Annotated in this window: 22 protein-coding genes, 1 tRNA gene and 1 pseudogene; 11 read left to right on the forward strand and 13 right to left on the reverse strand. The window is 64.2% G+C overall.

From position 1 onward, the window contains the following. Positions 1–125 precede the first annotated feature (125 nt). Both adh and IT549_RS13855 read left to right on the forward strand, forming a co-directional pair. Positions 126–1,538 (forward strand): annotated as a pseudogene (adh, locus tag IT549_RS13850) (aldehyde dehydrogenase); the annotation flags it as partial. A gap of 155 nt (positions 1,539–1,693) precedes the next feature. Further along, positions 1,694–2,377 carry a TorF family putative porin gene (locus IT549_RS13855; protein WP_292974167.1) on the forward strand — a complete coding sequence of 228 codons (684 nt, stop codon included), beginning with the start codon at positions 1,694–1,696 and terminating at the stop codon, positions 2,375–2,377. Between the two features lie 66 nt (positions 2,378–2,443). Here the strand turns inward: IT549_RS13855 and IT549_RS13860 are convergent, their stop codons facing one another. The 3 genes from IT549_RS13860 to IT549_RS13870 all read right to left on the reverse strand — a co-directional run bounded on the left by IT549_RS13860 (position 2,444) and on the right by IT549_RS13870 (position 5,571). Then, positions 2,444–3,634, reverse strand: coding sequence for a type III PLP-dependent enzyme (locus IT549_RS13860; protein ID WP_292974168.1), 1,191 nt, complete (start codon positions 3,632–3,634; stop codon positions 2,444–2,446). A gap of 141 nt (positions 3,635–3,775) precedes the next feature. Further along, positions 3,776–5,020: a serine hydrolase gene (locus IT549_RS13865; protein WP_292974169.1), complete on the reverse strand. Its 1,245-nt coding sequence runs from the start codon at positions 5,018–5,020 to the stop codon at positions 3,776–3,778. A gap of 2 nt (positions 5,021–5,022) precedes the next feature. After that, complete coding sequence (locus IT549_RS13870; protein ID WP_292974170.1) at positions 5,023–5,571, reverse strand: LemA family protein; 549 nt, start codon at positions 5,569–5,571, stop codon at positions 5,023–5,025. A 69-nt stretch (positions 5,572–5,640) separates the two neighbouring features. Here IT549_RS13870 and IT549_RS13875 point away from each other — a divergent pair, with 69 nt between their 5' ends. Then, positions 5,641–6,612 (forward strand): DUF3137 domain-containing protein, encoded by a 972-nt coding sequence (locus IT549_RS13875; RefSeq protein WP_292974171.1) that lies wholly within the window; start codon positions 5,641–5,643, stop codon positions 6,610–6,612. Here IT549_RS13875 and IT549_RS13880 read toward each other — a convergent pair. Both IT549_RS13880 and IT549_RS13885 read right to left on the reverse strand, forming a co-directional pair. After that, positions 6,605–7,804 (reverse strand): carboxynorspermidine decarboxylase, encoded by a 1,200-nt coding sequence (locus tag IT549_RS13880; RefSeq protein ID WP_292974172.1) that lies wholly within the window; start codon positions 7,802–7,804, stop codon positions 6,605–6,607. The genes IT549_RS13875 and IT549_RS13880 overlap by 8 nt on opposite strands. 184 nt (positions 7,805–7,988) lie before the next feature. Then, positions 7,989–9,212, reverse strand: a complete 1,224-nt coding sequence (locus IT549_RS13885) for a saccharopine dehydrogenase family protein (RefSeq protein WP_292974173.1) — start codon at positions 9,210–9,212, stop codon at positions 7,989–7,991. Positions 9,213–9,258: 46 nt separating this feature from the next. Between IT549_RS13885 and IT549_RS13890 the strand changes: the two genes are divergently transcribed. From IT549_RS13890 to IT549_RS13900, 3 genes are all read left to right on the forward strand, one after another. After that, the gene (locus tag IT549_RS13890; RefSeq protein ID WP_292974174.1) at positions 9,259–10,236 is read left to right on the forward strand and encodes a pyridoxal-phosphate dependent enzyme; all 978 of its coding nucleotides are present in this window, start codon (positions 9,259–9,261) and stop codon (positions 10,234–10,236) included. Between the two features lie 72 nt (positions 10,237–10,308). After that, entirely contained in the window at positions 10,309–10,740 is a 432-nt protein-coding gene (locus IT549_RS13895; protein ID WP_292974175.1) for an MAPEG family protein, read from the forward strand. Between the two features lie 13 nt (positions 10,741–10,753). Beyond that, positions 10,754–11,185: an MAPEG family protein gene (locus tag IT549_RS13900; RefSeq protein WP_292974176.1), complete on the forward strand. Its 432-nt coding sequence runs from the start codon at positions 10,754–10,756 to the stop codon at positions 11,183–11,185. Between the two features lie 43 nt (positions 11,186–11,228). Here the strand turns inward: IT549_RS13900 and IT549_RS13905 are convergent, their stop codons facing one another. Beyond that, positions 11,229–13,685 (reverse strand): TonB-dependent receptor, encoded by a 2,457-nt coding sequence (locus IT549_RS13905; RefSeq protein ID WP_292974177.1) that lies wholly within the window; start codon positions 13,683–13,685, stop codon positions 11,229–11,231. Positions 13,686–13,875: 190 nt separating this feature from the next. Here IT549_RS13905 and infA point away from each other — a divergent pair, with 190 nt between their 5' ends. The 5 genes from infA to IT549_RS13930 all read left to right on the forward strand — a co-directional run bounded on the left by infA (position 13,876) and on the right by IT549_RS13930 (position 15,969). Beyond that, positions 13,876–14,127, forward strand: a complete 252-nt coding sequence (gene infA / locus IT549_RS13910) for a translation initiation factor IF-1 (protein WP_292974178.1) — start codon at positions 13,876–13,878, stop codon at positions 14,125–14,127. Continuing rightward, on the forward strand, positions 14,124–14,702 hold the full coding sequence (locus IT549_RS13915; protein ID WP_292974179.1) for a nucleoside triphosphate pyrophosphatase: 579 nt from the start codon (positions 14,124–14,126) through the stop codon (positions 14,700–14,702). The genes infA and IT549_RS13915 overlap by 4 nt, the downstream gene beginning before the upstream one ends. Then, positions 14,695–15,642 carry a ribonuclease gene (locus IT549_RS13920; protein ID WP_292974180.1) on the forward strand — a complete coding sequence of 316 codons (948 nt, stop codon included), beginning with the start codon at positions 14,695–14,697 and terminating at the stop codon, positions 15,640–15,642. Before IT549_RS13915 ends, IT549_RS13920 begins: the two co-directional genes overlap by 8 nt. Next, on the forward strand, positions 15,639–15,806 hold the full coding sequence (yacG, locus tag IT549_RS13925; protein WP_292974181.1) for a DNA gyrase inhibitor YacG: 168 nt from the start codon (positions 15,639–15,641) through the stop codon (positions 15,804–15,806). The genes IT549_RS13920 and yacG overlap by 4 nt, the downstream gene beginning before the upstream one ends. Before the next feature lie 87 nt (positions 15,807–15,893). Further along, positions 15,894–15,969, forward strand: a tRNA-Phe gene (locus tag IT549_RS13930). Here IT549_RS13930 and IT549_RS13935 read toward each other — a convergent pair. The 7 genes from IT549_RS13935 to IT549_RS13965 all read right to left on the reverse strand — a co-directional run bounded on the left by IT549_RS13935 (position 15,970) and on the right by IT549_RS13965 (position 23,220). Continuing rightward, complete coding sequence (locus tag IT549_RS13935; RefSeq protein ID WP_292974182.1) at positions 15,970–17,343, reverse strand: deoxyribodipyrimidine photo-lyase; 1,374 nt, start codon at positions 17,341–17,343, stop codon at positions 15,970–15,972. Next, a complete protein-coding gene (locus IT549_RS13940) occupies positions 17,340–18,884 on the reverse strand; it encodes a sodium:solute symporter (RefSeq protein ID WP_292974183.1) in 1,545 nt (514 codons plus the stop codon). The genes IT549_RS13935 and IT549_RS13940 overlap by 4 nt, the downstream gene beginning before the upstream one ends. Before the next feature lie 58 nt (positions 18,885–18,942). Further along, a complete protein-coding gene (locus IT549_RS13945) occupies positions 18,943–19,398 on the reverse strand; it encodes a GxxExxY protein (RefSeq protein WP_292974184.1) in 456 nt (151 codons plus the stop codon). Between the two features lie 7 nt (positions 19,399–19,405). Beyond that, positions 19,406–20,419 carry a 2-oxoacid:ferredoxin oxidoreductase subunit beta gene (locus IT549_RS13950; protein WP_292974185.1) on the reverse strand — a complete coding sequence of 338 codons (1,014 nt, stop codon included), beginning with the start codon at positions 20,417–20,419 and terminating at the stop codon, positions 19,406–19,408. After that, positions 20,416–20,778 (reverse strand): hypothetical protein, encoded by a 363-nt coding sequence (locus IT549_RS13955; RefSeq protein WP_292974186.1) that lies wholly within the window; start codon positions 20,776–20,778, stop codon positions 20,416–20,418. Before IT549_RS13955 ends, IT549_RS13950 begins: the two co-directional genes overlap by 4 nt. 74 nt (positions 20,779–20,852) lie before the next feature. After that, a complete protein-coding gene (locus IT549_RS13960) occupies positions 20,853–21,209 on the reverse strand; it encodes a hypothetical protein (RefSeq protein WP_292974187.1) in 357 nt (118 codons plus the stop codon). Between the two features lie 139 nt (positions 21,210–21,348). Further along, entirely contained in the window at positions 21,349–23,220 is a 1,872-nt protein-coding gene (locus IT549_RS13965) for a 2-oxoacid:acceptor oxidoreductase subunit alpha (RefSeq protein ID WP_292974188.1), read from the reverse strand. Positions 23,221–23,353 lie beyond the last annotated feature (133 nt).

A 23,353-nucleotide genomic window follows, 5' to 3' on the forward strand; every position in this document is an offset into this window, starting at 1 on the left:
AGGCGAAGGTGGAAACAGAAAATTGGCAGTAGAGTAGGCTGAAGAGGATCAATCAGATAATCCGCTGAGAAAGATTTTCTTCTTTACATCTTTGGCATTTTATCAACCAGAAATTCCGGATACCCGACAACATCAGCCCGATCACCGGCCAGCCGGTCTGCCAGGTGGCGCGCAGCGACGCCGCCGATATCGAACTGGCACTCGACGCGGCCCACGCCGCCAAGACTGCCTGGGGCCGCACCAGCCCGGCCGAGCGCGCCAATATCCTGAACAAGATCGCCGACCGGATGGAAGCCAGCCTCGATCAGCTGGCGCTGGTCGAAACCTGGGACAACGGCAAGCCGATCCGCGAAACCATGGCCGCCGATATCCCGCTGGCGATCGACCATTTCCGCTACTTCGCCGGCTGCGTGCGCGCGCAGGAAGGCTCGATCGGCGAGATCGACCATGACACCATGGCTTATCACATCCACGAGCCGCTGGGGGTGGTCGGCCAGATCATCCCGTGGAACTTCCCGATCCTGATGGCCGCATGGAAAGTTGCTCCGGCGCTTGCGGCAGGCAACTGCGTGGTGCTCAAGCCGGCCGAACAGACCCCGGCCTCGATCCTGGTGCTGATGGAACTGGTCGGCGACCTGCTGCCGCCGGGCGTGCTCAACGTGGTCAACGGCTTTGGCCTCGAAGCCGGCAAGCCGCTCGCCAGCTCCAAGCGGATCGCCAAGATCGCCTTTACCGGCGAAACCAGCACCGGCCGCCTGATCGCGGGCTACGCCAGCGAAAACCTGATCCCGGTGACGCTCGAACTGGGCGGCAAGAGCCCCAACATCTTCTTCGCCGATGTGGCCGACGAGGATGACGACTTCTTCGACAAGGCGATCGAAGGCTTCGTGATGTTCGCGCTCAATCAGGGCGAAGTCTGCACCTGCCCCAGCCGCGCGCTGATCCACGAATCGATCTATGACCGGTTCATGGAACGCGCGCTCAAGCGGGTTGGCGAGATCGTCCAGGGCAGCCCGCTCGATCCGGCCACGATGATCGGCGCACAGGCCAGCCAGGAACAGCAGGAAAAGATCCTCAAGTACCTGCAGATCGGCAAGGACGAAGGCGCCGAAGTGCTGATCGGCGGCGCTGCTGCACAGCTTGATGGCGATCTGTCGGGCGGCTTCTACATCCAGCCGACCGTGTTCAAGGGCCACAACAAGATGCGGATCTTCCAGGAAGAGATCTTCGGCCCCGTGGTCTCCACCACCACCTTCAAGACCGAGGAAGAGGCGCTGGCCATCGCCAACGACACCATGTTCGGCCTGGGCGCGGGCGTGTGGAGCCGCAACGTCAACACCTGCTACCGCTTTGGCCGCGCGATCGAGGCCGGACGGGTGTGGACCAATTGCTACCACGCCTATCCCGCCCACGCGGCCTTCGGCGGATACAAGCAATCGGGCATCGGGCGCGAGACCCACAAGATGATGCTTGAACACTACCAGCAGACCAAGAACCTGCTGGTCAGCTACAGCCCGAAAAAGCTCGGGTTCTTCTAGGGGTCGCACCCAGGTCCGGCGGGCGAGGACCCGAACCTCTCCTCATCCCCCGCCCGCCGGACCCACCTGCCCAGACCACAACCAAGGCTGGACGCGAAGCGCACCTGCGCTCCGCGATCGGGGAAGCCTTGACCAATCGAATGAGGGAATTTGCCATGAACAAGCTGCTGCTTTCGGCCACGCTGGCCGCACTCGCCCTGCCCTGCGCGGCCCATGCCGAGGATGGCGACACCGTCGATCTCGGCGTCACGCTGACCGGAACCACCAATTACGAATGGCGCGGCGTCAGCCAGTCAGACAACCACGCTGCAGTCTTCGCGGCGGTCAACGCCAGCTACAAGGGTTTCTACCTGGGGGCCGAGACCGAGAACGTCGATTTCGCCGGGATCAACCAGGAATACGACGTCTGGGGCGGCTATGTCCTGCCGGTCGGCAAGGCCAAGATCGACGTGGGCTTCGTGCGCTATGGCTATGTCGATGCCCCGGCCAAGATCGACACCTTCGAAGTGAAGGGCGCGGTGACCGTGCCGATCGGCAAGGCTTCGGCCACGGCGTCGGTCTATCACACCTGGAACTACTTCGGCACCAATGCAGATGCGACCTATTACGAAGGCGCGCTGAGCATGCCGGTGTCCGACAAGATCAGTCTGTCGGGCGCGTTCGGCCACCAGACGGTCAACGGTCTGTTCGGCTACAACACCTGGAACCTGGGCGCGTCCTACGCCGTCGCCAAGGGCGCGAGCGTGGCCGTGCGCTATCACGATACCGATGACAGCGGCGTGCTGTTCGGCCGGCTGGGCAAGGCCCGGATCGTCGGCTCGTTCAGCGTAAGCTTCTGATCGCCAAAACGTCTGCCGGTTCGGGAGCCGTCGCAATTTGCAGCGGCTCCCTTGTCCCTTTCAAACTCAGCGCAGCGAGACGACGTTGTCCTTGGCGCGCGGATCGCGGCGGTCACCCATATACTGGCTGGCCATCGGCTCATCCGCAACTTCGATCGCTTCGGCCTGGCCGAACCCGTTGAAGGCGGTCTTCATCGCTGCGCCATAGGCGCCCAGCATGCCGATCTCGATGAAATCGCCCGGCTTGATGTCAACCGGCAGCATGAACGGGCCTTCCATATAGTCGGCATCGTCGCAGGTGGGGCCATAGAAGGCGAACGGGGTCAGCACTTCGGACCGGCCCGCCGTCAGGCAGCGGACCGGGAAGCGCCAGCCGACGTGCGCGGCATCGTAGAGCGCGCCAAAGGCGCCATCGTTGATGTACAGCTCTTCCCCGCGGCCCTTCTCGACCTTGACCACCAGCGAGGAATATTCCGCGCACAGCGCCCGGCCCGGCTCGCACCACAGTTCCGACGAATAGCTGACCGGCAGCGATTCAGCCGCGCGGTGGATCGCGCCGAAATAGTCTTCGAGCGGCGGCGGCTCCATTCCCGGATAGATCGACGGGAACCCGCCGCCGACATCGACGATGTCGACCGTGACAGACGCATCGACCACCGCCGCGCGCACGCGTTCCAGCGCCTGGACATAGGCGAACGGGGTCATCGCCTGGCTGCCAACGTGGAAGCACACGCCCAACGCATCGGCAACCTGGCGGGTCGCCTGCAGCAGCGCGGCCACATCGGCCAGGTCAACGCCGAATTTGGCAGCGAGGCTAAGCTCGGAATAGTCCGACGAAACACGCAGCCGCACGCACAGCGAAAGGTCGGTGGCGTGATCGGTCGCTTCGACGATCTTGGCCAGTTCCTCATGGCTGTCGAGGCTGAACACGCGCACGCCGTGGACCTTGTAGGCCTCGGCAATCGCGCCCTTCGACTTCACCGGGTGCATGAAGCACAGCACGGCCTGGGGTAGCGTTGCACGCACCAGCCGCACCTCGGCAATCGAGGCGACGTCGTAATGGGTTACGCCGGCAGCCCACAGCACCTTCAGCAGCTCGGGCGAAGGATTGGCCTTCACCGCATAGAGCGCCTTGCCCGGAAACTTCTCGGCAAAGAAGCGGGCGGCGCGCGCTGCGGCGTGCGGGCGATTCAGGATGACCGGTTCTTCGGGCGCGAGCGCGCGAACTACGGACAGAGCGTCAGGATACTGCTGCAACTCAAGGGACCCCCAATAGGCCTTGCGGCCAAAACAACACATAAGACGAAGGCTGCCTTGCGGTTATTGGAAGTCCCCTTGGGGCAGCGGGGGTCGCCTATAGAGATTCGCGCCTTAACTGCAAGTGAAAATCAGGACCGATCACCCCTTCATCAGGTGGTCGGCCACCGCCCGGTAGGCGGGTAGCGAGGTGGGGTCAAAAGCACCGTTGGCGGCGGTGGGGTGCGAGCCGAACCGGACGATCACCACCTCGGCCACCGGATCGATCCAGATCGCCTGGCCGTGGATTCCGCGCGCGGAAAAAACGCCGTGATTTCCGCCCATTGCCCACCACTGGCTGTTGTACGAACCGCCCGGGATCCAGGCGTAACCGGCAGGCGCAAAGGCTTCTGCCCGGCCGCCGGCCTTGATCGCGGCAACCGTGGGCGCTGCGATCACCTGCCCGCCATTGCCCTGCCCGTCGCAACGCATCGCTTCGCCAAAGCGGGCCATGTCGCGCAGCACCGGATTGAGCCCGCCCCCGGCGAACGGCATCCCGGTCGAATCGATCAGGAAATCGGCATCCTGTTCCATCCCCAGCGGCTGCCAGATTCGCTCTGACAGCACCTGGTCGAGCCGCTTGCCTTCGGTGCGCGAAACCAGCCAGCCCAAAACTTCGGTGTTGCAGGTACGATAGGTGAAGCGTTCGCCGTGTTCGCCATTCTTGCGGATCGTCGGCAGGAATGCATAGACATCGCGCGGACCGGCATAGCCCGGCGCGCGCGGGGTCAGCCCCAGCGCGTTGCTCATCGCGCCGATCCCCGAATTGGGATCAGTATATTCCTCGGAAAATTCGAGCGCGGTGGTCATGTCCAGCACTTCGCGCAGGGTCGCATCGGCAAAGCCGCTGCCCTGAAGTTCAGGGATCAGCTCAGCCATCGGCGCGGCGGGATCAAGCTTGCCTTCGGTGATCAGCATTTCCGCCAGCGTGCCGACAAAGCTCTTGGTCACCGAAAAGGCGATGTGCGGGGTATCGCGCCGGGTGACGCCCAGATAGCGTTCGTAAACGATCGTACCCTTGTGCAGCACCAGCACGGCATCGCTGAAGTTGACCGCCAGCGATTGCTGCCAGGTAAGCTCACGCCCGTCATCCAGTGCCTTGAAGCTGACCGCGTCGATATCATCGCGCAGCGCCACGGGCAGCTCCCACACCGGGCCATAGCCGCGCGAGACCCGCACCGTCGGCAGGAATTCGCGCATGTGCGAAAAGGCATGGCGATGCATCGGAAAGCGCATGTGATCGGCGCGTTCCCAGGTCAGCCGCTTGGCATCGGGTGGCGGGAAGCCCTGCATCCAGCCCATCGCGACCGGATCGGAACTGTGCGCGTCGAGGATCTTGTCGGGCATGGTCAGAACTTCACCTCGGGCACCGCGCCCACGCTGGCGCGTTCACCAGCGGCGATATGGCTGACCTCGAACGGCTGGAAACCAAAGGAATTGGCGAACAGCACTGCCGGGAAGCTCTGCCGTGCGGTGTTGTAATTGGCGGCTGCGGCGTTGAGCGCGCGGCGGGCGGCGGCCAGCTTGTCCTCGATATCGGCCAGTTCGCCTTGCAGCGCCTGGAAATTGGTGTTGGCCTTGAGATCGGGATAGGCCTCACCCAATGCCAGCAGGCCCTTGATCGCGCCGCTCAGTTCCTGCTCGGCCTCGGGCGAAGCGCTGCCAACGGCGCGGTTGCGCGCCGCGATCACCTGGTCAAGCGTACTCTTCTCATGCGCGGCATAGCCCTGCACCGTGGCGACCAGATTGGGCACCAGATCGTGGCGCTGGCGCAGCTGTGCATCGATATCCGCAAGTCCTTGGTTGCAGTTCTGGCGCAAGCCGACCAGCCGGTTATAGATACCGATCAGCATCAGCCCGATAAGGACCAGCAGTCCGATGAAAATAAGAATGCTCACCGCGCAAAACTCCCAACACAATTGCCTGAACAGCAATGGCTACCACCACACGGGCCAGAGGCAAGCGCGATGATCGAACGCCCCGATGCCGACGCACTGCTGGCCGGTCCGCTGGGGGCCTGGCTGGAAAGCCAGAATGCCGAGCGCGCTGCGGTCAAGGCCAAGGCGGCGCGGATCTGGCAGATCGGGCTGGGTCTGGCCTGCGCGCTGGCTGCGGCGGTGATCCTGTTCGGCGGAGAATTCGGTACTGCGCTGCAGTTCGGCTTCTTCGTGGGCGTCGGCGGGTTTGGCCTGGCCGAGCTGGCCAAGCGGCCGATGCTCAACAAGCTGAAGGGCGGAATCAACGGCGCGATAGCGGGCGCGCTGGGGCTGGAATATGCGGTTGATGTCGAACCGGGCAAGGTCTTCGCCCGGGCCGAACAGTTCGAAATGCTGCCCAGCTATGACAATTCACACTTCGCCGATCTGTGGTGGGGCCTGGTCGGCGGGCGCCCCTTCGCGATGCACGAGGCCAAGCTGACCGAGCAGCGCGGCTCGGGCAAGAACCGCCGGACGGTGACGGTGTTCGAAGGCCAGATCATGTCGATCGGCTTCAACCGCCGGTTTGGCGCCACCACCCTGCTCGAACCCGATGGCCAGCGCCGCAAGTTCCTGATCGGCAGCGAGAAGGAGCAGGCGACAGTCGGCGGGGTGGCCATGGAGCGGATCGACATGGTCCATCCGGATTTCGAGAACCGCTTCACGCTGTGGTCCAACGACCAGGTCGAGGCGCGCTATATCGCCCACCCCGAATATCTTGAGCGGCTGCTGGCGGTCGAGACAGCCTTTGCCGGCGAGGACATCCGCGCGCTGTTCCACGAAGGCGACCTGTTGATTGTGCTCAAGACCGGCGACCTGTTCGAAAGCGGATCGCTCGACGCGGGCAACGACCGGGCCTTGCTGGAAAAGGCGATCGAGCAGTTCACCGCGCTGGCCGAACTGGCGATGCGGCTCAACGAAAAGCCGCGACTGACCATGAGTGATCTGGGCCAGCCTAGCTAAGCCGGTCGCGGAAGTCTTCGTATCCGAACCGCTTGATGCATTCGAGGCTGTCGGTTTCGCTGTCCCACAACCAGATCGAGGGCAGCGGCACACCGTTGAAGGTGGTGGTCTTGACCATCGAATAGTGCGCCTGATCCAGGAAGGCAAAGCGCTGGCCGACGCGCGGCCCCTGGGCGAAGCGGTAATCGCCGATCACGTCACCGGCCAGGCAGCTGGGCCCGCCCAGCCGAACCGCCCCGCCCGCACCCTCATCGATATCGCGATCGACCGGGGGCAGCTCGCCCAGCATCGCCGGGCGATAGGGCGCTTCGATCACATCGGGCATGTGGCAGGTCGCGGAAATATCGACGATCGCGACCGGCATGCCGTTCTCGCCCAGATCAAGCACGGTGCCGACCAGGATCCCGGCATCGAGCGCCACCGCCTCGCCGGGTTCGAGATAGACCTCGGCCTCGGTATCGTCCTTAAGGTCCTGCAGGAATTCGACCAGTTCGTCGCGCTGGTAATCGGCGCGGGTGATGTGGTGCCCGCCGCCCAGGTTGATCCACTTGAACTGGCCGAAGTAGGGCTCGAGATAGTCGAACGCCTTGTCCCAGGTGCGCTTCAGCGGTTCCAGATCCTGCTCGCACAGCGTGTGCATGTGGATCCCGTCGACCAGTTCCATATGCTCTTCGGTCAGCTGGTCGATCGGAAAGCCCAGCCGCGAATGCGGCGCGCAGGGATCATACCGCGGCACTTCACCTTCGGGGTGCAAGGGATTGATCCTCAGGCCAATATCGAAGTCCTCCCCCCGCGCCCGCGCAGCCTCGATGATCGCGCTGCAGCGGATGATCTGCTGCGGCGAATTGAAGATCACATGATCGGACAGCCGCAGGATCTCGTCCAGGTCCTCGGGCTTGTAAGCCGCGCAATAGGTCGCGATCTCGCCGTCGTAGAACTCGCTCGCCAGCCGCGCTTCCCACAGCCCCGAGGTGCAGACCCCGTCGAGGTACTCGCCAATGATCGGTGCGGTCGACCACATCGAAAAGGCCTTGAGCGCGGACAGCAACTTGATCCCCGCCCGATCGCGCACATCGGCCAGAACCGACAGGTTCTGCCGCAGCCGCGCGGCATCGACCACGAAGCTGGGGCTATCGACGCGATTGAGATCGAAGTGGGCAAAAGCACCCGGATCGCCGGCTCTGGTTTCCATAGTTGGTAACAATCCATTCGGTTCACGCGGAGGCGCGGAGAAGCGGAGGAAAACTTCTTGGCGGCGAAGCCGCCCTGGAACGCTGTCGTCGCGCTACTTCGGTTGCCGCAAGGGGACGCTGATCGCAACTCCGCAGTCAACTCTCCGCGTCTCCGCGCCTCCGCGCGAACCCTTCTACTTCAGCCTAAAACTCCACCGGCCCGTCCAGTTCCTTCACCTGCCACGGCAGCCCTTGCGTATTGAGCATGTCCATGAACGGATCGGGGTCCATTTCTTCCATGTTGAACACGCCCTCGCCGTTCCAGGCGCCGGTCAGCATCATCGCCGCGCCGATCATCGCGGGGACGCCGGTGGTGTAGCTGATCGCCTGGTTGCCGGTTTCGGCATAGGCGTCTTCGTGGTCGCAGATGTTGTAGATGTAGAAGGTCTTCTCGCCAGAACCGTCGAGCGCCTCGCCGGTGGCGATGTCGCCGATGTTGGTCTTGCCCTTGGTGGTCGGACCCAGCGTTTCGGGCTTGGGCAGCACGGCGGCAAGGAACTGCAGGGGGACGATTTCCTTGCCCTGGTACATCACAGGATCAATCCGGGTCATGCCCACGTTCTGCAGCACGGTCAGGTGGGTGATATAGGCATCGCCGAAGGTCATCCAGAAGCGGCCACGTTCCAGCTCGGGCAGGAACTTGGCCAGGCTTTCCAGCTCTTCGTGGTACATCATGTACATGTTCTTGGGGCCGACCTGGTCGAAGTCGAACGCCACCTTCTTCGACATCGCCGGGGTTTCGACGAACTGGCCATTCTCCCAGTGCCGCGCCGGGGCGGTCACTTCGCGGATGTTGATTTCGGGGTTGAAATTGGTCGCGAAAGCCTGGCCATGATCGCCGCCGTTGCAATCGAGGATATCGAGCTGACGGATCGTCTTGAGCTTGTGCTTCTTGAGCCACATCGCGAACACGCTGGTCACGCCCGGATCAAAGCCCGAACCCAGCAGCGCCATCAGGCCCTTTTCCTTGAAGCGGTCGTGATAGGCCCACTGCCACTTGTATTCGAACTTGGCCTCGTCCTTGGGTTCATAGTTCGCGGTGTCGAGATAGCTCACCCCCGCCGCCAGGCAGGCGTCCATGATCGGCAGGTCCTGGTACGGCAGCGCGAGATTGACCACCAGCTTGGGGCCGATCTGCTCGATCAGCCGGGTCAGCGCGGGCACTTCCTCGGCATCGATCTCATAGGTCTGGACCGTCTGACCGGTGCGTTCCTTGACCGAAGCGGCAATCGCATCGCACTTCGAACGGGTCCGACTGGCGAGGTGGATCTCGCTGAAAATGCCCGCGTTCCCTGCCGCGCTTTGGGCCATCTTGTGGACGCAGACCGAGCTGACGCCGCCCGCACCAATCACCAGAACTTTGCTCACACCCGAATCTCCTTGCCTGTGGCTGGGGGGCATATAGATTTGTTTCATGGCCACACAACAAATGCGAAGCCCGACTCCCGAGGGAGTCTCTCTTGCTGCCGCCAAGATAGCGCAATTGCTGCCGAAAACACCCCTGATCGAGGCATCGCTGCATGACCTGCCGGTCTGGTTCAAGGCGGAAAGCCTGCAACCGGTGGGCGCGTTCAAGATTCGCGGCGCCTGGCACCGCCTGACCGACCTGACCGAGGCCGAGCGCGCGCGCGGCGTGGTCGGCGTCTCCAGCGGCAACCATGCGCAAGGCGTGGCCTGGGCGGCGCGGCGGCTGGGGATCGCGGCAACGATCGTGATGCCACGCGATGCCCCGCGGACCAAAATCGAGGCGACCCGCGGCTATGGCGCGGAAGTGGTGCTGTATGACCGCCCCGGCGGCGAAAACCGCGATGCGGTGGCCCAGAAGCTGATCGACCAGAGCGGGGCCACGCTGGTCCATGCCTACGGCGATCCCTGGGTGATCGAAGGCCAGGGAACGGCGGGGATCGAGATCACCGCGCAGCTGGCCGAACGCGGGCTGGATGGCCCGACGCGGATCGTCTGCCCCTGTGGCGGCGGAGGACTGACCGCCGGGCTGGCGCTGGCCTGCCCCGACGCCGAGATCGTCCCGGTCGAACCCGAAGGCTGGGACGATGTCCGGCTCAGCCTGGAAAAGGGTGAGATCGTGCCGGTGCCCGACCCCAAATTCCCGACCCAGTGCGACGCGCTGCAAACGCCTGCCACCTGGCCGATCAATTTCGCGGTACTGAAGGAACGCGTGGCGCGCGGCTTTGCCGTGACCGCCGCCGAGGTGCGCGCGGCGCAGCGCTGGGCCTTTGCCAATCTGCACCTGGTGATCGAGCCCGGCGGCGCGGCCGCGCTGGCTGCGGTGCTGGCCGGCAAGGTGCCGGTCGATGGCCGCACCGCGGTGATCCTGTCAGGCGGCAACACCGATGCCGATGCCTTCGCCCGGGTGCTCTCCACCACCGATTAGTTGCATTTGACAATCGGCTTTTGCCGCCGCAACCTCCCCCGCCTCGGGTCATACGAAACGAGGGGGAGAACAATGGAAGCCAAGATGCTTGCACCAGCCGCCGTGCTGGTGATGTGGTCGCTTATCATGCTGGTCTGGACCGCGGCGACGCGCTTTCCGGCGATGAAGAAGCTGGGAGCCAATATCAAGACCGCTCCGCCGGGTGGGCGCGGCCAGAACCTGGACGGTGTTCTGCCCGATCCCGTGCAATGGAAATCGCACAATTACATGCATTTGATGGAACAGCCGACGATCTTTTACCCGACCGTCGTGATCCTGGCCTTGCTGGGGCCGAATGCGGGAACGGTGATGATCGCCTGGGCCTATGTGGCGCTGCGGATCGTCCATTCAATCTGGCAGGCCACGGTGAACACCATCCCGGTGCGCTTCACGCTGTTTATCCTGTCCACCATCTGCCTGCTGCTGCTGGCAATCCACGCCGTTGAACTGACCGTTCTGGCCTGAGGGGAGACTGACAATGATTCAAGCCGATATCCTGCAACCGCTGGCGGTCCTGGCTGGCTGGACGATGATCATGTGGATCTGGATGTATGTCACGCGCATTCCCGCGATGGGCAAGGCCGGGATCGACAGCAAGAACCTGGTCGGCGGCACCGGCAAGAACCTGGAAGAGGTTCTGCCCGGCGAAGTCCAGTGGATCGCGCACAATTACAACCACCTGCACGAAGCCCCGACCGTGTTCTATGCCGTGGCGCTGGCGCTGGCGATCAGCGGCCAGGGCGATGGACTGAATGCCCAGATCGCCTGGGGCTATGTGCTGCTGCGGATCGCGCATTCGCTGGTCCAGGCGCTGTGGAACCGGGTGATGGTGCGCTTCCTGCTGTTCGCACTGTCCAGCCTGTGCCTGATGGCGCTGACCCTGCACCTGGTGCTGGGCCAGTTCCACTGATTTGACGGCTCCGGGGCGGCACGCCCGCCCCGGAGCGTTACCTTCAGAAGACCTTGCGGAAACTGATCCCGATGATCCGTCCGCGCGGATCGATATAGTCGGCCTGATACGACAGCGGCACGGCGCCCGTACCGTCAGTCACCTTCTGGCGGGAATTCAGCAGGTTCTCAAAGCGCAGCATCACCCGCGCGCCTTTCAGGAACGGCACCGCCTCGACCAGCTTGGGCCGGGCGCTGAAATCCATGAACATGAACAGGTTGATGTTGGTGACGCTGCCAAAGCGCAGATCGCTGGTCCCTGGCAGGCCCGAAGCCTCGATCCGGGTCGGCGCGTTCCAGCTACCCTGGAAAAACGCACCGATGCCCTTGTAGCCAAGCCCGCCATTGAATTCGATCGAGTGCCGCGGGGTGCCGCCACTGCCCAGCGCATCGCCGTTCAGCAGGTCCAGCACCGGCCCGCCGGGCGCAACCAGCACCCGGCTTTCGAACTGCGCAGTGTGATAGATCCCCAGGCTCCAGCGGCCAGGCTGACCGCCGCCGCCGAACATCGCCGCCATCATCCCGCCGCGACCACCACCGCCACCGCCCCCGGCGCCCCCGCGGGGTCCGGGCGGGCCACCGGCGCCAGGTCCGGGTCCGCGACCGCCACCCGGCCCGCGCCCACCACCGGCCCCGCCCAGAAACCCGCCGCCACCGGGCGCTGGCTCAGCCTTGCCGAAGCCCTTGGTCAGGTTGAAACCCCAGCGCAGGCGTGATCCATCCTGCCGGGCGAAGGTGATCGGGCGCCGGTCGATGGCGATCAACCTGCCGGTGGAATCGCGGGTCACGCGGCCGGGAAAGGCAGCCTCGATTTCGGGCGTGAGGCTGGGGAAACTGGCGGTGACATCGCTGGAGCGATTGCGGAAATATTCGACCACTGCGTTCGAATTGGCCAGGAACGGCAAGGCCCAGTTGAGCCCCAGCTTGAGGTCACGCTGGCTTTCCTTCTTGAGCAGCGGATTGCCGCCGCTGGTCACCGTCACCAGCGCGGTTTCGCCGCGGGTGAAATCATAGACCGGGACATTGAAGGTCTGGGTCACCGGATTGCCCAGCTGGCTGATCGAAGGAACGCTGTCATTGGCGATGAAGCTGACTTGCAGGTTGAGCTTGCCGGTCGGCGCCCAGGTCAGCCCCGCGTTCCAGCTGTTGACCCCGCCAAAGTCCGAAACATGCGTCACATCGCCGCCGAGGTTGAGCGTCAGGTCACCGATCCCGCCCAGAAAGCCTTCGCGCTTGCTGGTCAGCGGGATCCCCAGGTTGACCCCGCCCAGCAGGCGCCCCCGCTTGAGCGAGGCCGGGCCGGACAGGCTGGCCTGATCGCTGCTCTCAAACCCGATCCAGGTATAGCCGGCCTTGACCGTCGCGCTGACCGGCCCCGCTGGCAAGCGCAGCGGACGGCCGATCAGGGTGACAAGATTTTCGACCCGGTTGGATATGCTTTCGGCCCGGTCGCGTTCGCCAATCAGGCTGCCGCGCCGGTCGGTCAGCGTTCGGGTGTTGCCATGGATGGTATTGATCGTGGCGCTCAACTGCCAGTCACCCAGCGCGGTGTTCAGCCCGGCCCCGCCTTGCAGCGTGGTGGTCTGCACATCCTGCAGGATCGGATCGACCGTCCCGCCAGCAAGCAGCACCGCGTCAAGCCCCTGCCACTGGCGGCTGTCACTGCGGCTGACCGCGGCATTGAGGCTGAGCGAGGGGCCCATCCCGTTCTTGCCCAGCCCGCGGGTCCAGGCGGCATTGAGCCCGAGATTGCGCGAATCCGAAATCAGCGTGCGGAATTCTGCCGGATCGGGCGCACCCGGGGCCGGCGCACTGGCCTGGATCACGCCGCGTTCGCTTTCGAACAGCGGGCTGGTATCAGCGGCACTGGCAGACAGGCTCAGCCGGCTTGGCCCCTCGATCCGGGTCAGCGAGGATTCGAGATTCCAGCTGCTGAACCCGCCCAGCGTGGGCAGCGAATAGACCCCTTCAGCGGTCACCGCGCGGAACTTGTCCTTCAGGATCAGGTTCACTACCCGCGTATCGGCCGAATAGCCGTATTTGAGCGCCACCTCTTCGGGCAGCACTTCAACCTTCTTGATCGCTTCGGGCGGAATGTTGCGGATTTCGCGGAAATCGGTGATCCGCTGGCCGTTGACCAGCATCACCGGCATCCCCCCGCCGCCGCGCCCGCGCCCCGATCCGGTTTGCGGCGCGATCCGGCCCATCAGTTCGCCGATCGAACTGACGCCCATCGCCTGCACTTCCGCCTCGTCGAACGTCGCGACCGGAGCCATCGGGGTATCGACCTTGCCGCGGATCCAGCCGCCGACCACGACGATATCGTCTTTTGAAAACGGCAGATTGAGCTCGTCCGATTGCTCCTTAGCCGGTTCCTGGGCATCATTTGCCGCTGGCACTTCCTGCGCCAGGGCAGGAAAAGCAAACAGGAACAAGGGCAGACTGACTATCCGGCGCTTCACGATTACTTTGCTTTCATGGCAATTGGGCCGCAACGAGTAGGCCGCTTAGACATGAATTCGCGCTGAAGCTTGTAACAAATTGTCGGAATGCCGATCAGGATCGACAAACGGCGGCAAGGCTTCCCTTTTGCGCGTCTGGCGGCTATGGGGCGCCGCAATGATCAATACCAGCAACGGAAACTAGGCGCGAATGGCGAAGGAAGAACTGCTCGAAATGCGTGGGACGGTGGTTGAACTGCTGCCCAATGCCATGTTCCGCGTCCGCCTGGAAAACGACCACGAGATCCTTGGCCACACCGCCGGCAAGATGCGCAAGAACCGCATCCGCGTGCTGGTGGGTGACGAAGTGCTGGTTGAACTGACCCCCTATGATCTGACCAAGGGTCGGATCACCTATCGCTTCATGCCCGGCCGCGGCGGTCCCGGCCAGTATAGCGCTTGAGCGCGCTCAGGCTCGTCCTTGCCTCATCTTCACCGCGTCGGCGCGAATTGCTGGCGCGGATCGGCGTCACGCCTGACCGGATCGAAAGTCCCGACATCGATGAAAGCCCGCTGAAAGGCGAGCTGCCGCGCGCCTATGCGCTGCGGCTGGCCCAGGGCAAGGCCCGGGCGGTCCACCGCGATCAGGGCGAAGTGGTGCTGGCGGGTGATACCACGGTCGCGGTCGGACGTCGGATCCTGCCCCCGGCGGATACCGAGGCTGTCCAGCGCAAGCTGCTGGCCTTGCTGTCAGGGCGGCGACATCGCTGCATTTCGGCGATCTGCGTGATCGACGCGGCGGGACAGGTGCGGACCCGCACGGTCGAAACGATCGTCACTTTCAAGCGCCTGACCGAGGCCGAGATCGACGCTTATGTGGCCAGCGGCGAAGGACTGGGCAAGGCCGGCGGCTATGCCATCCAGGGCCGGGCCGAAGCGCTGATCCGCGCGGTTGCGGGCAGCCACTCGGGCGTGATCGGGCTGCCGTTGTTCGAGACCCGCGCCTTGCTCAAGGCGGCAGGACTGCCCCTTGGCTGAGTGGCTGGTCGAACGCGGGATCGGTGAAGAGCGCGCGATTCTGCTCGACCATGGCGAAGTGCTGGCCGCGCGGCTGCGCTGGCCGGGCGGGCTGGAGGCCGGACTGGTCGAGGATGCCCGGCTGGTGGCCCGCGCCGCCGGATCGAAGCGCGGCACCGCCCGGTTCGGCAATGGTCAGGAAGCGCTGGTCGATGGCCTGCCCGCCGATGCCAGCGAAGGCGCCGCGCTGCGGCTGAAAGTCACCCGTGCCGCCCTGGCTGAGCAAGGCCGCTTCAAACGCGCGCAGGCCCGCCCCAGCGATGCGGCCCCCTGCCCTGCCCCATCCCTTCCCGGCAAGCTGGTGCCGCACTTTCCCGCCGGCCTGTGGGAAGAGGTGATCACCGATGCGCTGGGCGGAGAGATCGCCTTTGCCGGCGGTTCGCTGACCATAAGCCCGACCCCGGCGATGACGCTGATCGATATCGACGGCGACCTGCCGCCGCGTGCGCTGGCGCTGGCTGCGATCCCGGCGATTGCCGCCGCGATCCGGCGGCTCGATCTGGCCGGGTCGATCGGGATCGACTTCCCCAGCCTGTCCGACAAGGCCGACCGCAAGGCGGTGGACGAGGCGCTGGCGGCGGCGCTGGCCGGCTGGCCGCACGAACGTACTGCGATGAACGGCTTCGGCTTCGTCCAGCTGGTCGCCCGGCTTGAACGGCCTTCGCTGTTGCACCTGTTCAGCCATGACCCGATCGGCGGCGCTGCTCGGCTGCTACTGCGCCGCGCTGAACTGGTGGCAGAACCGGGCGCGCTCTTGCTGACCGCACATCCCACCGTGCGGACCCGCGTCTTGGCCGAGTGGGAGGCAGAGCTGGCCCGCCGCACCGGCCGCGTGCTGCACTGGCACGAAGATCCCGCGCTTGCGCCCGCGGCCGCTTTCGCCCAAGCGGTGGCGGCATGACCCTGACCAACCGCAAATGTCCGATCTGCGGCAAGCCGCGCCAGGCGGAGCACGCGCCGTTCTGTTCGACCCGCTGCAAGGACCGCGATCTGGTGCGCTGGCTGGAGGATGGCTACGCCCTGCCCGGCCCGCCCGCGATCGACGAAGATGAAGGAAAGGCTTGAAAAGCCCCTTGCCAAGCGCGCAATGCTTCGCCATAGGCGCGCTTCCAGCCGCTCGCCGGTCTTGAAAAAGGCCGCCGCCGCAGCGTTGCCCGGGTAGCTCAGTTGGTAGAGCAGCGGATTGAAAATCCGCGTGTCGGTGGTTCGAATCCGCCCCCGGGCACCACTATTTTTCGCCCTTCAGCGCCCCCCACGCGGCCAGCGCCCGCGCCCTGCCCTCGGCATGGCCGACCAGCTTTGCGGGATAGCCACGCACCGGCAGCGGCGGATCGTGGATCGCGGCATCGGGCAGGTGCGCCAGTTCGGGCACCCAGGCGCGGATATATTCGCCGGCATCGAATTTCTCCGACTGGCTGAGCGGCGCCATGATCCGCACGAACATGTTGGCATCGACGCCCGAGCCCGCGCTCCATTGCCAGTTGACCGCGTTCTGGCCGTAGTCGGCATCCACCAGCACCTCCCAGAACCACTGCTCACCGCGGCGCCAGTCGATCAGCAGATGCTTGATCAGGAACGAGGCGACGATCATCCGCACCCGGTTGTGCATCCAGCCGCTGGCCCACAGCTGGCGCATCCCGGCATCGACGATCGGATAGCCGGTGCGGCCCTGTTGCCAGGCGGCCAGATCAGCCTCGGCCTCTGCGCCTTCGCGCCAGGGCAGGCGCTCGAATTCGGCCTTGGCGCTCGTCGCGCCATAGGCCGGCAATTGCAGGATCACGTTCTGGGCATAGTCGCGCCAGCCCAGTTCACCCAGGAAGGTCCCGGTCGAGCCGCCGGCACCGGCCACCGCATGCCACACCGTTGCGGGCGAAATCTCGCCAAAGGCCAGGTGCGGGGAGAGGCGCGAAGTGCCTTCCGCCGCCGGCAGGTTGCGCCGATCGGCATAGCGCGCGGCGCGGCTGGCGAACGCCTCCAGCCGGTCCAATGCCCCGCCCTCGCCCGGAGTCCACTCGGCGCGAAACCCGCCGGCCCAGTCGGGCTTGGTGGGCAGCAGGCCCCAGTCTTGCAGCCGGTCGCTGGGCGGCCAGCTGTCCGACGCCGGGATCTGCGCGGGCGCGGCCAGCGGCTGGGGCGGCGGCAATTGCTGCTGCAAGGCGCGCCAGAACGGGGTGTAGATCTTGAACGGCGTGCCCGACCCAGTCAGCACCGACCCCGGCGGGGCAAGGTAATTGCCGTGGTGCAGGTGCAGCTGCAGCCGCTTGCCCACCGCGCGTTCGGCATTGCGCCACCACGGCTCGTAATGGTGCAAGGCGTGGACCTGCTCCGCGCCCGTTTCGGCGGCGAGCGCGGCAAGCACCTCCTCGCTCTTGCCCCGGCGCAGCACCAGCCGCGATCCCCTGGCCCGCAGCGCCGCATCCATGCTGGCAAGCGAATGATGCAGCCACCACCGGCTGGCCCCGCCCATCCGCCGGTGCTGCGGCGTTTCATCGTCCAGCACATAGACCGGCAGCACCGGCCCCGCCGCGCAGGCCGCCACCAGCGCCGCCTGATCGGCCAGCCGCAGATCGCGGCGCAGCCACAGGATCACCGGCGCGGTCATGCGCGCTTGGCCGGCGGCAGCATGCAGACCACGGTCGCGACCAGGGTGCCGATGCACAGCTGCCAGGGGAAGGCCAGCTTGCCCAGCCATTCCGGCAGGCCCAGCGCGCCGCCGATATAGGGCTGGCAGCAGGCTACCGCGACAAAGCCCGCCAGCAGCGCGGCGATCACCGAATTGCTGCTGCCCCGCGTGGAAAACAGCGCGGTGAAATAGACCCCCAGCAGCCCGGCATAGGCGAAGACCATCACCTGCAGCGCGAATTCCAGTAGCGGCTTGTCGCTGGCGCGCTGCCAATAGAAGCTCAGCACCGCAAAGCCGAACATCGCCACCCCTGCCAAGGCCATGCCCCAGCGACCGGCGGTGACGAAGTGATGCTCGTCCGCGCCGCCGCTCCGCTCTTTCCAGGGGCGATAGAAATCCTGCACCATCACGCTCGACATCGCATTGAGCGCCGAATTGGTGGTGGCGATCGCTGCGGCGAAGACCCCAGCTGTCACCAGCCCGCGCAAGCCCCCGGGCAGCTCGGTCAGGATGTAGTGCATGAAGGTGCTGATCTTCTGGCCTTCAAAGGTGGTGCCCAGTTGCAATGTCTGGCCGCCCATCAGCTCGGGCCGCTGATAGACCACGTGCAGCAGCAGGCCGATGGTGATGAACACGAAGACGATCGGCACCGTCGCCACCACCGACAGCATCAGCCCGCGCGATCCGGTGCGCGCATCGGGCGAAGCCAGCAGGCGCTGGGTCACGTCCTGATCGGTCCCGGTCGAGGCGATGTAGAGCAGCGAAAGACCCAGGATCACCGCCGGCATGGCAAAGGGCTTGGCCGGATCGAACGACCAGTCGAACAGCCGCAGCTTGTTGACGCCATCGGGACTGTTCGCCAGGGCGTGCACGATCTCCGCCGTGCTGGCCGGGATGCTGGTCCACAGCCATAACAAGGTTGCGAGCGCTGCTCCCAGGTAGATCGCGAACTGGATCAGATCGTTGAGGATCACGCTCTTCAGCCCGCCTGCAAAAGTGAACAGGAACGCCGCCAGCATCACCAGCGCAGCCGCGATCACGATCCCGCCGGCCTCGACGCTGGCGAACATCACCATCGAAACCGCGATCGCCGCCAGATAGACCCGCGCGCCCCCGGCAAAGACCCGCCCGACCAGAAACATCGCCCCCGCCGCGCGCATCGCCCGGCGGCTGAAACGCAGTTCCAGCAACTCGTACACCGTGGTCGCCCGGATCGCGTAGAACCGCGGGATCAGGTAATGCGCCACGAACAGCGCGCCGATCAGCCCGCCGACATTTCCGGCGATGTAGGTGTAATCATTGCGAAAGCCATAGTCCGGCCCGCCCAGGAACGTCGCCGCGCTCTGCGTTGCCGAAAGCACCGAAATCGCCGCCATCCACGCCGGGATCTTCCCGCCAGCAAGGAAATACTCCCGCGTATCATCGGTATGCCGCGGCCGGAACAACCACCCCCCGGCAACCATCACCGCGACGTAGAGCCCCAGCACCAGCCAGTCGAGCGATGTGAACGGACTGGTCATTGGTCTGCGCAATCTCCCACGGTTTGAGTTATTCTTGGTTCACACGAAGACACGAAGATCACAAAGAGGTTTCGCCTTGCCCAAACGGCCCCTGGTAATCGTTGGCGATACGCTTCAGGCCATCCTTGAAAAGCGGTTGGCCAAAATTCATGAGGATTCCCAAGGGGAGTTCCATCAGGCGAAGGTAGGTCAGCACCTGCTTGCTATGAACTGCGGCCAGCCTTTCATTCGATTTGAGTTCCACAATCAGATTGTTGTCAATCAGCAGATCGATCTTGAATGCGTTGTCTACGACAACGCCGTTGAATCGCATTGGAATCGAAACTCGCCTCTGAACATGATGCCCCGCTTGAAGCAACGCTGACTCCAGCAAGGCTTCATATGCGTGTTCAAGTAAACCAGGACCGAGGGCGAGGTGGATCTGAAAACCGAAATCGATGACCTTGCGCGCGAGCGCTTCGAGCTCGTCCGGGCGCAACTTCTTCGTGATCTTCGTGTCTTCGTGTGAACCCAAGAAACCCCTACTCCACAGTCCAGGTCTGCCCTTTCGCCAGCAGCTTGCGCAGGTCGGTGCTCTTGCCTTCGCGGGCCTTGGCGTCCTGGCCCAGGACGGCGTCTTCGTAAGTCGGGCGGGGATCGTCGTAGAGGACGCCCAGCGCCATCGGGAAGGCTCCGAACGGCATTTCGACCAGCATGTGCGCGACCGAGCGGTTGGTGACGTCGTGGACGATTACCTTGGCCGCCTGCCAATCGCCGTCCGCTACATCGACCACTTTCAGGGTCAGCGTTTCATGGTCGAGCGTGATGCCCTTGGTGCCGCCGGCGAACAGCATCGGCTCACCGTGCTTGAGCCACAGCTGCCGGTCCTCGGCGCCCTTGGGGGCGGCGAAGTCCTCGAAGCGGTCCTTGTTGTAAACGATGCAGTTCTGGAAGATTTCAACGAAAGCCGCACCCTTGTGGGCGTGGGCGGCCTTGAGCACTTCGGGCAGGTGCTTCGAAACGTCGAACCCGCGGGCGATGAACCGCGCCCCCGCCCCCAGCGCAAAAGCGCAGGGCAAGGCCGGGCGATCGACCGAGCCGAGCGGCGTGGTCGGGCTGTGCGTACCCTCGCGGCTGGTCGGTGAGTACTGGCCCTTGGTCAGGCCGTAGATCTCGTTGTTGAACAGCAGCACCTGGCAATTGAGGTTGCGGCGCAGCAGGTGCATCGTGTGGTTGCCGCCGATCGACATGCCATCGCCGTCGCCGGTGACCAGCCAGATATCGAGTTCCGGATTGGCCAGCTTGATCCCGGTCGCCACCGCCGGCGCGCGGCCGTGGATGGTGTGGAAGCCATAGCTTTCGACGTAATAGGGGAACCGGCTGGAGCAGCCGATCCCGCTGACGAACACGGTCTTCGCCGGGTCCGCGCCAAGCTCTGGCAAGGTGCGCTGCACCGCCTTGAGGATCGCATAGTCCCCGCAGCCCGGGCACCAGCGGACCTCCTGGTCCGATTCCCAGTCCTTAAGGGTGGTGGTGATGGGGGTCATGTCGTTCATAGCTTATCTTCTCTTTTCGCAAGAGCGTAAATGGCTGCGACAATGGCAAGCAAATGACCGCCGAGCGCAGCCACAAGAGTGGAAACTTGGAGCGGTCTTCCGCTGCTATGCGCAGACACAGCAACTGCCATTCCACCTATTGCCAGAAGTGAAATCGACCAAAAAAGGCCGCTGAAGCGTTCCAATGCCCCTCGGTCCCACCAATGTGAGAAGCGATCAGATTTCAGATAAAACATTGCAACTATACCACCGCCGACAATCCCGAAGACGAACGCCAAAGGCGCATTTGCAAGCCTTGCCGCTATTGGCACCCCGGTCACCGCGCTCGCGCAACAATGAATAACTCTGGAAGGGTACATCGCTCAATCCAATGCACCCTCAATCGCGGCCTCAATCTCGGCAATGAGGGTGGTGATGGTGGGGGTCATGTCGTTCATGCCGCAAACTTTCGAGCTTGAAAGAAGAGGCCTGCGCCGAACACCAGCATCGTTCCAATCACGTTTCCATACACCGAGATCATAGTCGGATTGCTCTCACCGCGAAGTTTGAATGCCGTCCAGCCAGCAAACAGCACCATCCCAAGCGCCAAAAAATTCAGGAGTTTGACCACCATGGCGTTGTCACGCGAGGGCGTCGAAGACTGGGGATCACGCAACCATGTCAAACTAAAAAACACCATTGGCAGAGCTGCGACAACTCCAACGGCAAATGCTAATGCCGCATTGCCCGGGAAAAACTGCATTACTGCAAACAGGCCTAGAATGGCCGGGATTGCTATGAGATTTTTCACGCTACCTCACTTGAACTACGTCCGTCACCCTGAACTTGTTTCAGGGTCCATCGTGCCACGCAAACCGAAGGCCTGAACGGCAAAATGGATGCTGAAACGAGTTCAGCATGACGGTTGAAGGGAAAGGCTGGGCTGAAAATCACCCCAGCGCGCCCTCAATCGCCGCCTCAATCTCGGCAATCGTGAACGGCTGCCCGCTCACCTTGTTGTAGGGCTTGGCATCGACCAGGAACTGGTCGCGCAGCACGGTCTTGAACTGGCCGGTGTTCATTTCGGGGACGAGGATCCGCTCGTAACCCCTTAGCAGATCGCCCAGATTTTCCGGCAGTGGCCAGATGTGGCGGACGTGGATGTGGCTGACGTCCTGCCCCTTGGCCCGTGCGCGGCGCACTGCCTGGTGGATCGGGCCGAAGGTGCTGCCCCAGCCGACCACGACGAGCTTGCCACTGGTATTGCCCAGCGTGACCTCCTGCGCCGGGATCGACTTGGCCACGCCATCGACCTTGGCCTTGCGCGCATCGGTCATCGTCTGGTGTGCGGCGGGGCTGTAATCGAGATTGCCGGTGCCGGGGTTCTTCTCGATCCCGCCGATCCGGTGGGTCAGCCCCGGGGTGCCCGGCTTGATCCACGGCCGTGCGCCCTTGGCATCGCGGGCATAGGGCAGCAGCGTGCCATCGGGGCCGTTGCGCTGTTCAAGGAAGCTGACCGGGAATTCGGCGTAGCTGGCCGGATCGGGCACCGCCCAAGGCTCGGCCGCATTGGCGATATAGCCATCGGTCAGCAGGATCACCGGGGTCATGTACTGGGTGGCGATCCGGCAAGCCTCGATCGCGCAATCGAAGGCATCGCCCGGGCTGCGCGCGGCGATTACCGGCATCGGAGTATCGCCGTTGCGGCCATAGACCGCCTGGTAAAGGTCAGACTGCTCGGTCTTGGTCGGCAGACCGGTCGAAGGGCCGCCGCGCTGTGAATTGACGATCACCAGCGGCAGCTCGGTCATCGCCGCGAGGCCCATTGCCTCGGTCTTGAGCGCGATCCCCGGGCCCGAGCTGGAAGTGACCCCCAGGTGCCCGGCATAGCTGGCGCCGATTGCCGAGGCGATCGCGGCGATTTCATCCTCGGCCTGGAAGGTGGTGACGCCGAATTCCTTGAGCCCGACCAGATAGTGCAGGATCGAGCTGGCCGGGGTGATCGGATAGCCGCCAAAGAACATCGGCAGGTGCGCCAGCTGCGCCCCCGCGACCAGCCCCAGCGCCACGGCTTCGGCGCCGGTGATGGTGCGATAGAGCCCCGACGGGGCCGGCACCGCATCCAGATGGACCTTGTGCAGCTGCCCGCCCAGCTCCGCCGTTTCGCCATAGGCGTGCCCGGCGTTGAGCGCGGCGATGTTGGCTTCGGCCAGCACCGGGTTCTTGCGGAACTTGGCGTTGAGCCAGTCATGCAGCGGCGCGCGATCGCGATCGAACATCCACAGCGCCAGCCCCAGCGTCCACATGTTCTTGCAGCGCAGCGCATCCTTGTTGCCCAGCCCGAACGGCTTGACCGCCTCAACCGTCAGCGCGCTGATATCGAAGGCCAGCACCTGCCACTTGGCAAGGCTGCCATCCTCCAGCGGCGAGACGTCGTACTTGGCCTTTTCCAGGTTGCGCTTCGAAAATTCACCGGTGTCGGCAATGATCAGCCCGCCGGGCTTGAGCGCACCAAGGTTGGTCTTCAGCGCCGCCGGGTTCATCGCCACCAGCACATCGGGAGCGTCGCCGGCGGTGTCGATCTCGGTCGAACCGAAGTTGATCTGGAATGCCGAAACCCCGAACAGCGTACCCTGCGGCGCGCGGATTTCGGCGGGGAAATCGGGGAATGTCGCAAAGTCGTTGCCGGCCAGCGCGCTTGACAGGGTGAACTGTCCGCCCGTCAGCTGCATGCCGTCGCCCGAGTCCCCCGCAAAGCGGACGACCACGGATTCGGGATGATTTTTGCTGGATGCTTCTGCTTCGGCCAATTGCGTTGCCATCTGTCTTCCTTGCTCAGGCTGACTCTGCGCCTTCGTCAGGTGCCCTAGTCTCCACCGGGCTTGCCGTGCAATCAAGAAAACCTGTCGCGCGGCAAAGATCACAAGAGAAGCGCCAAGGCGGCTAGTCAAGTGG

This window comes from Novosphingobium sp., assembly GCF_020852455.1.
Lineage (GTDB): Bacteria > Pseudomonadota > Alphaproteobacteria > Sphingomonadales > Sphingomonadaceae > Novosphingobium.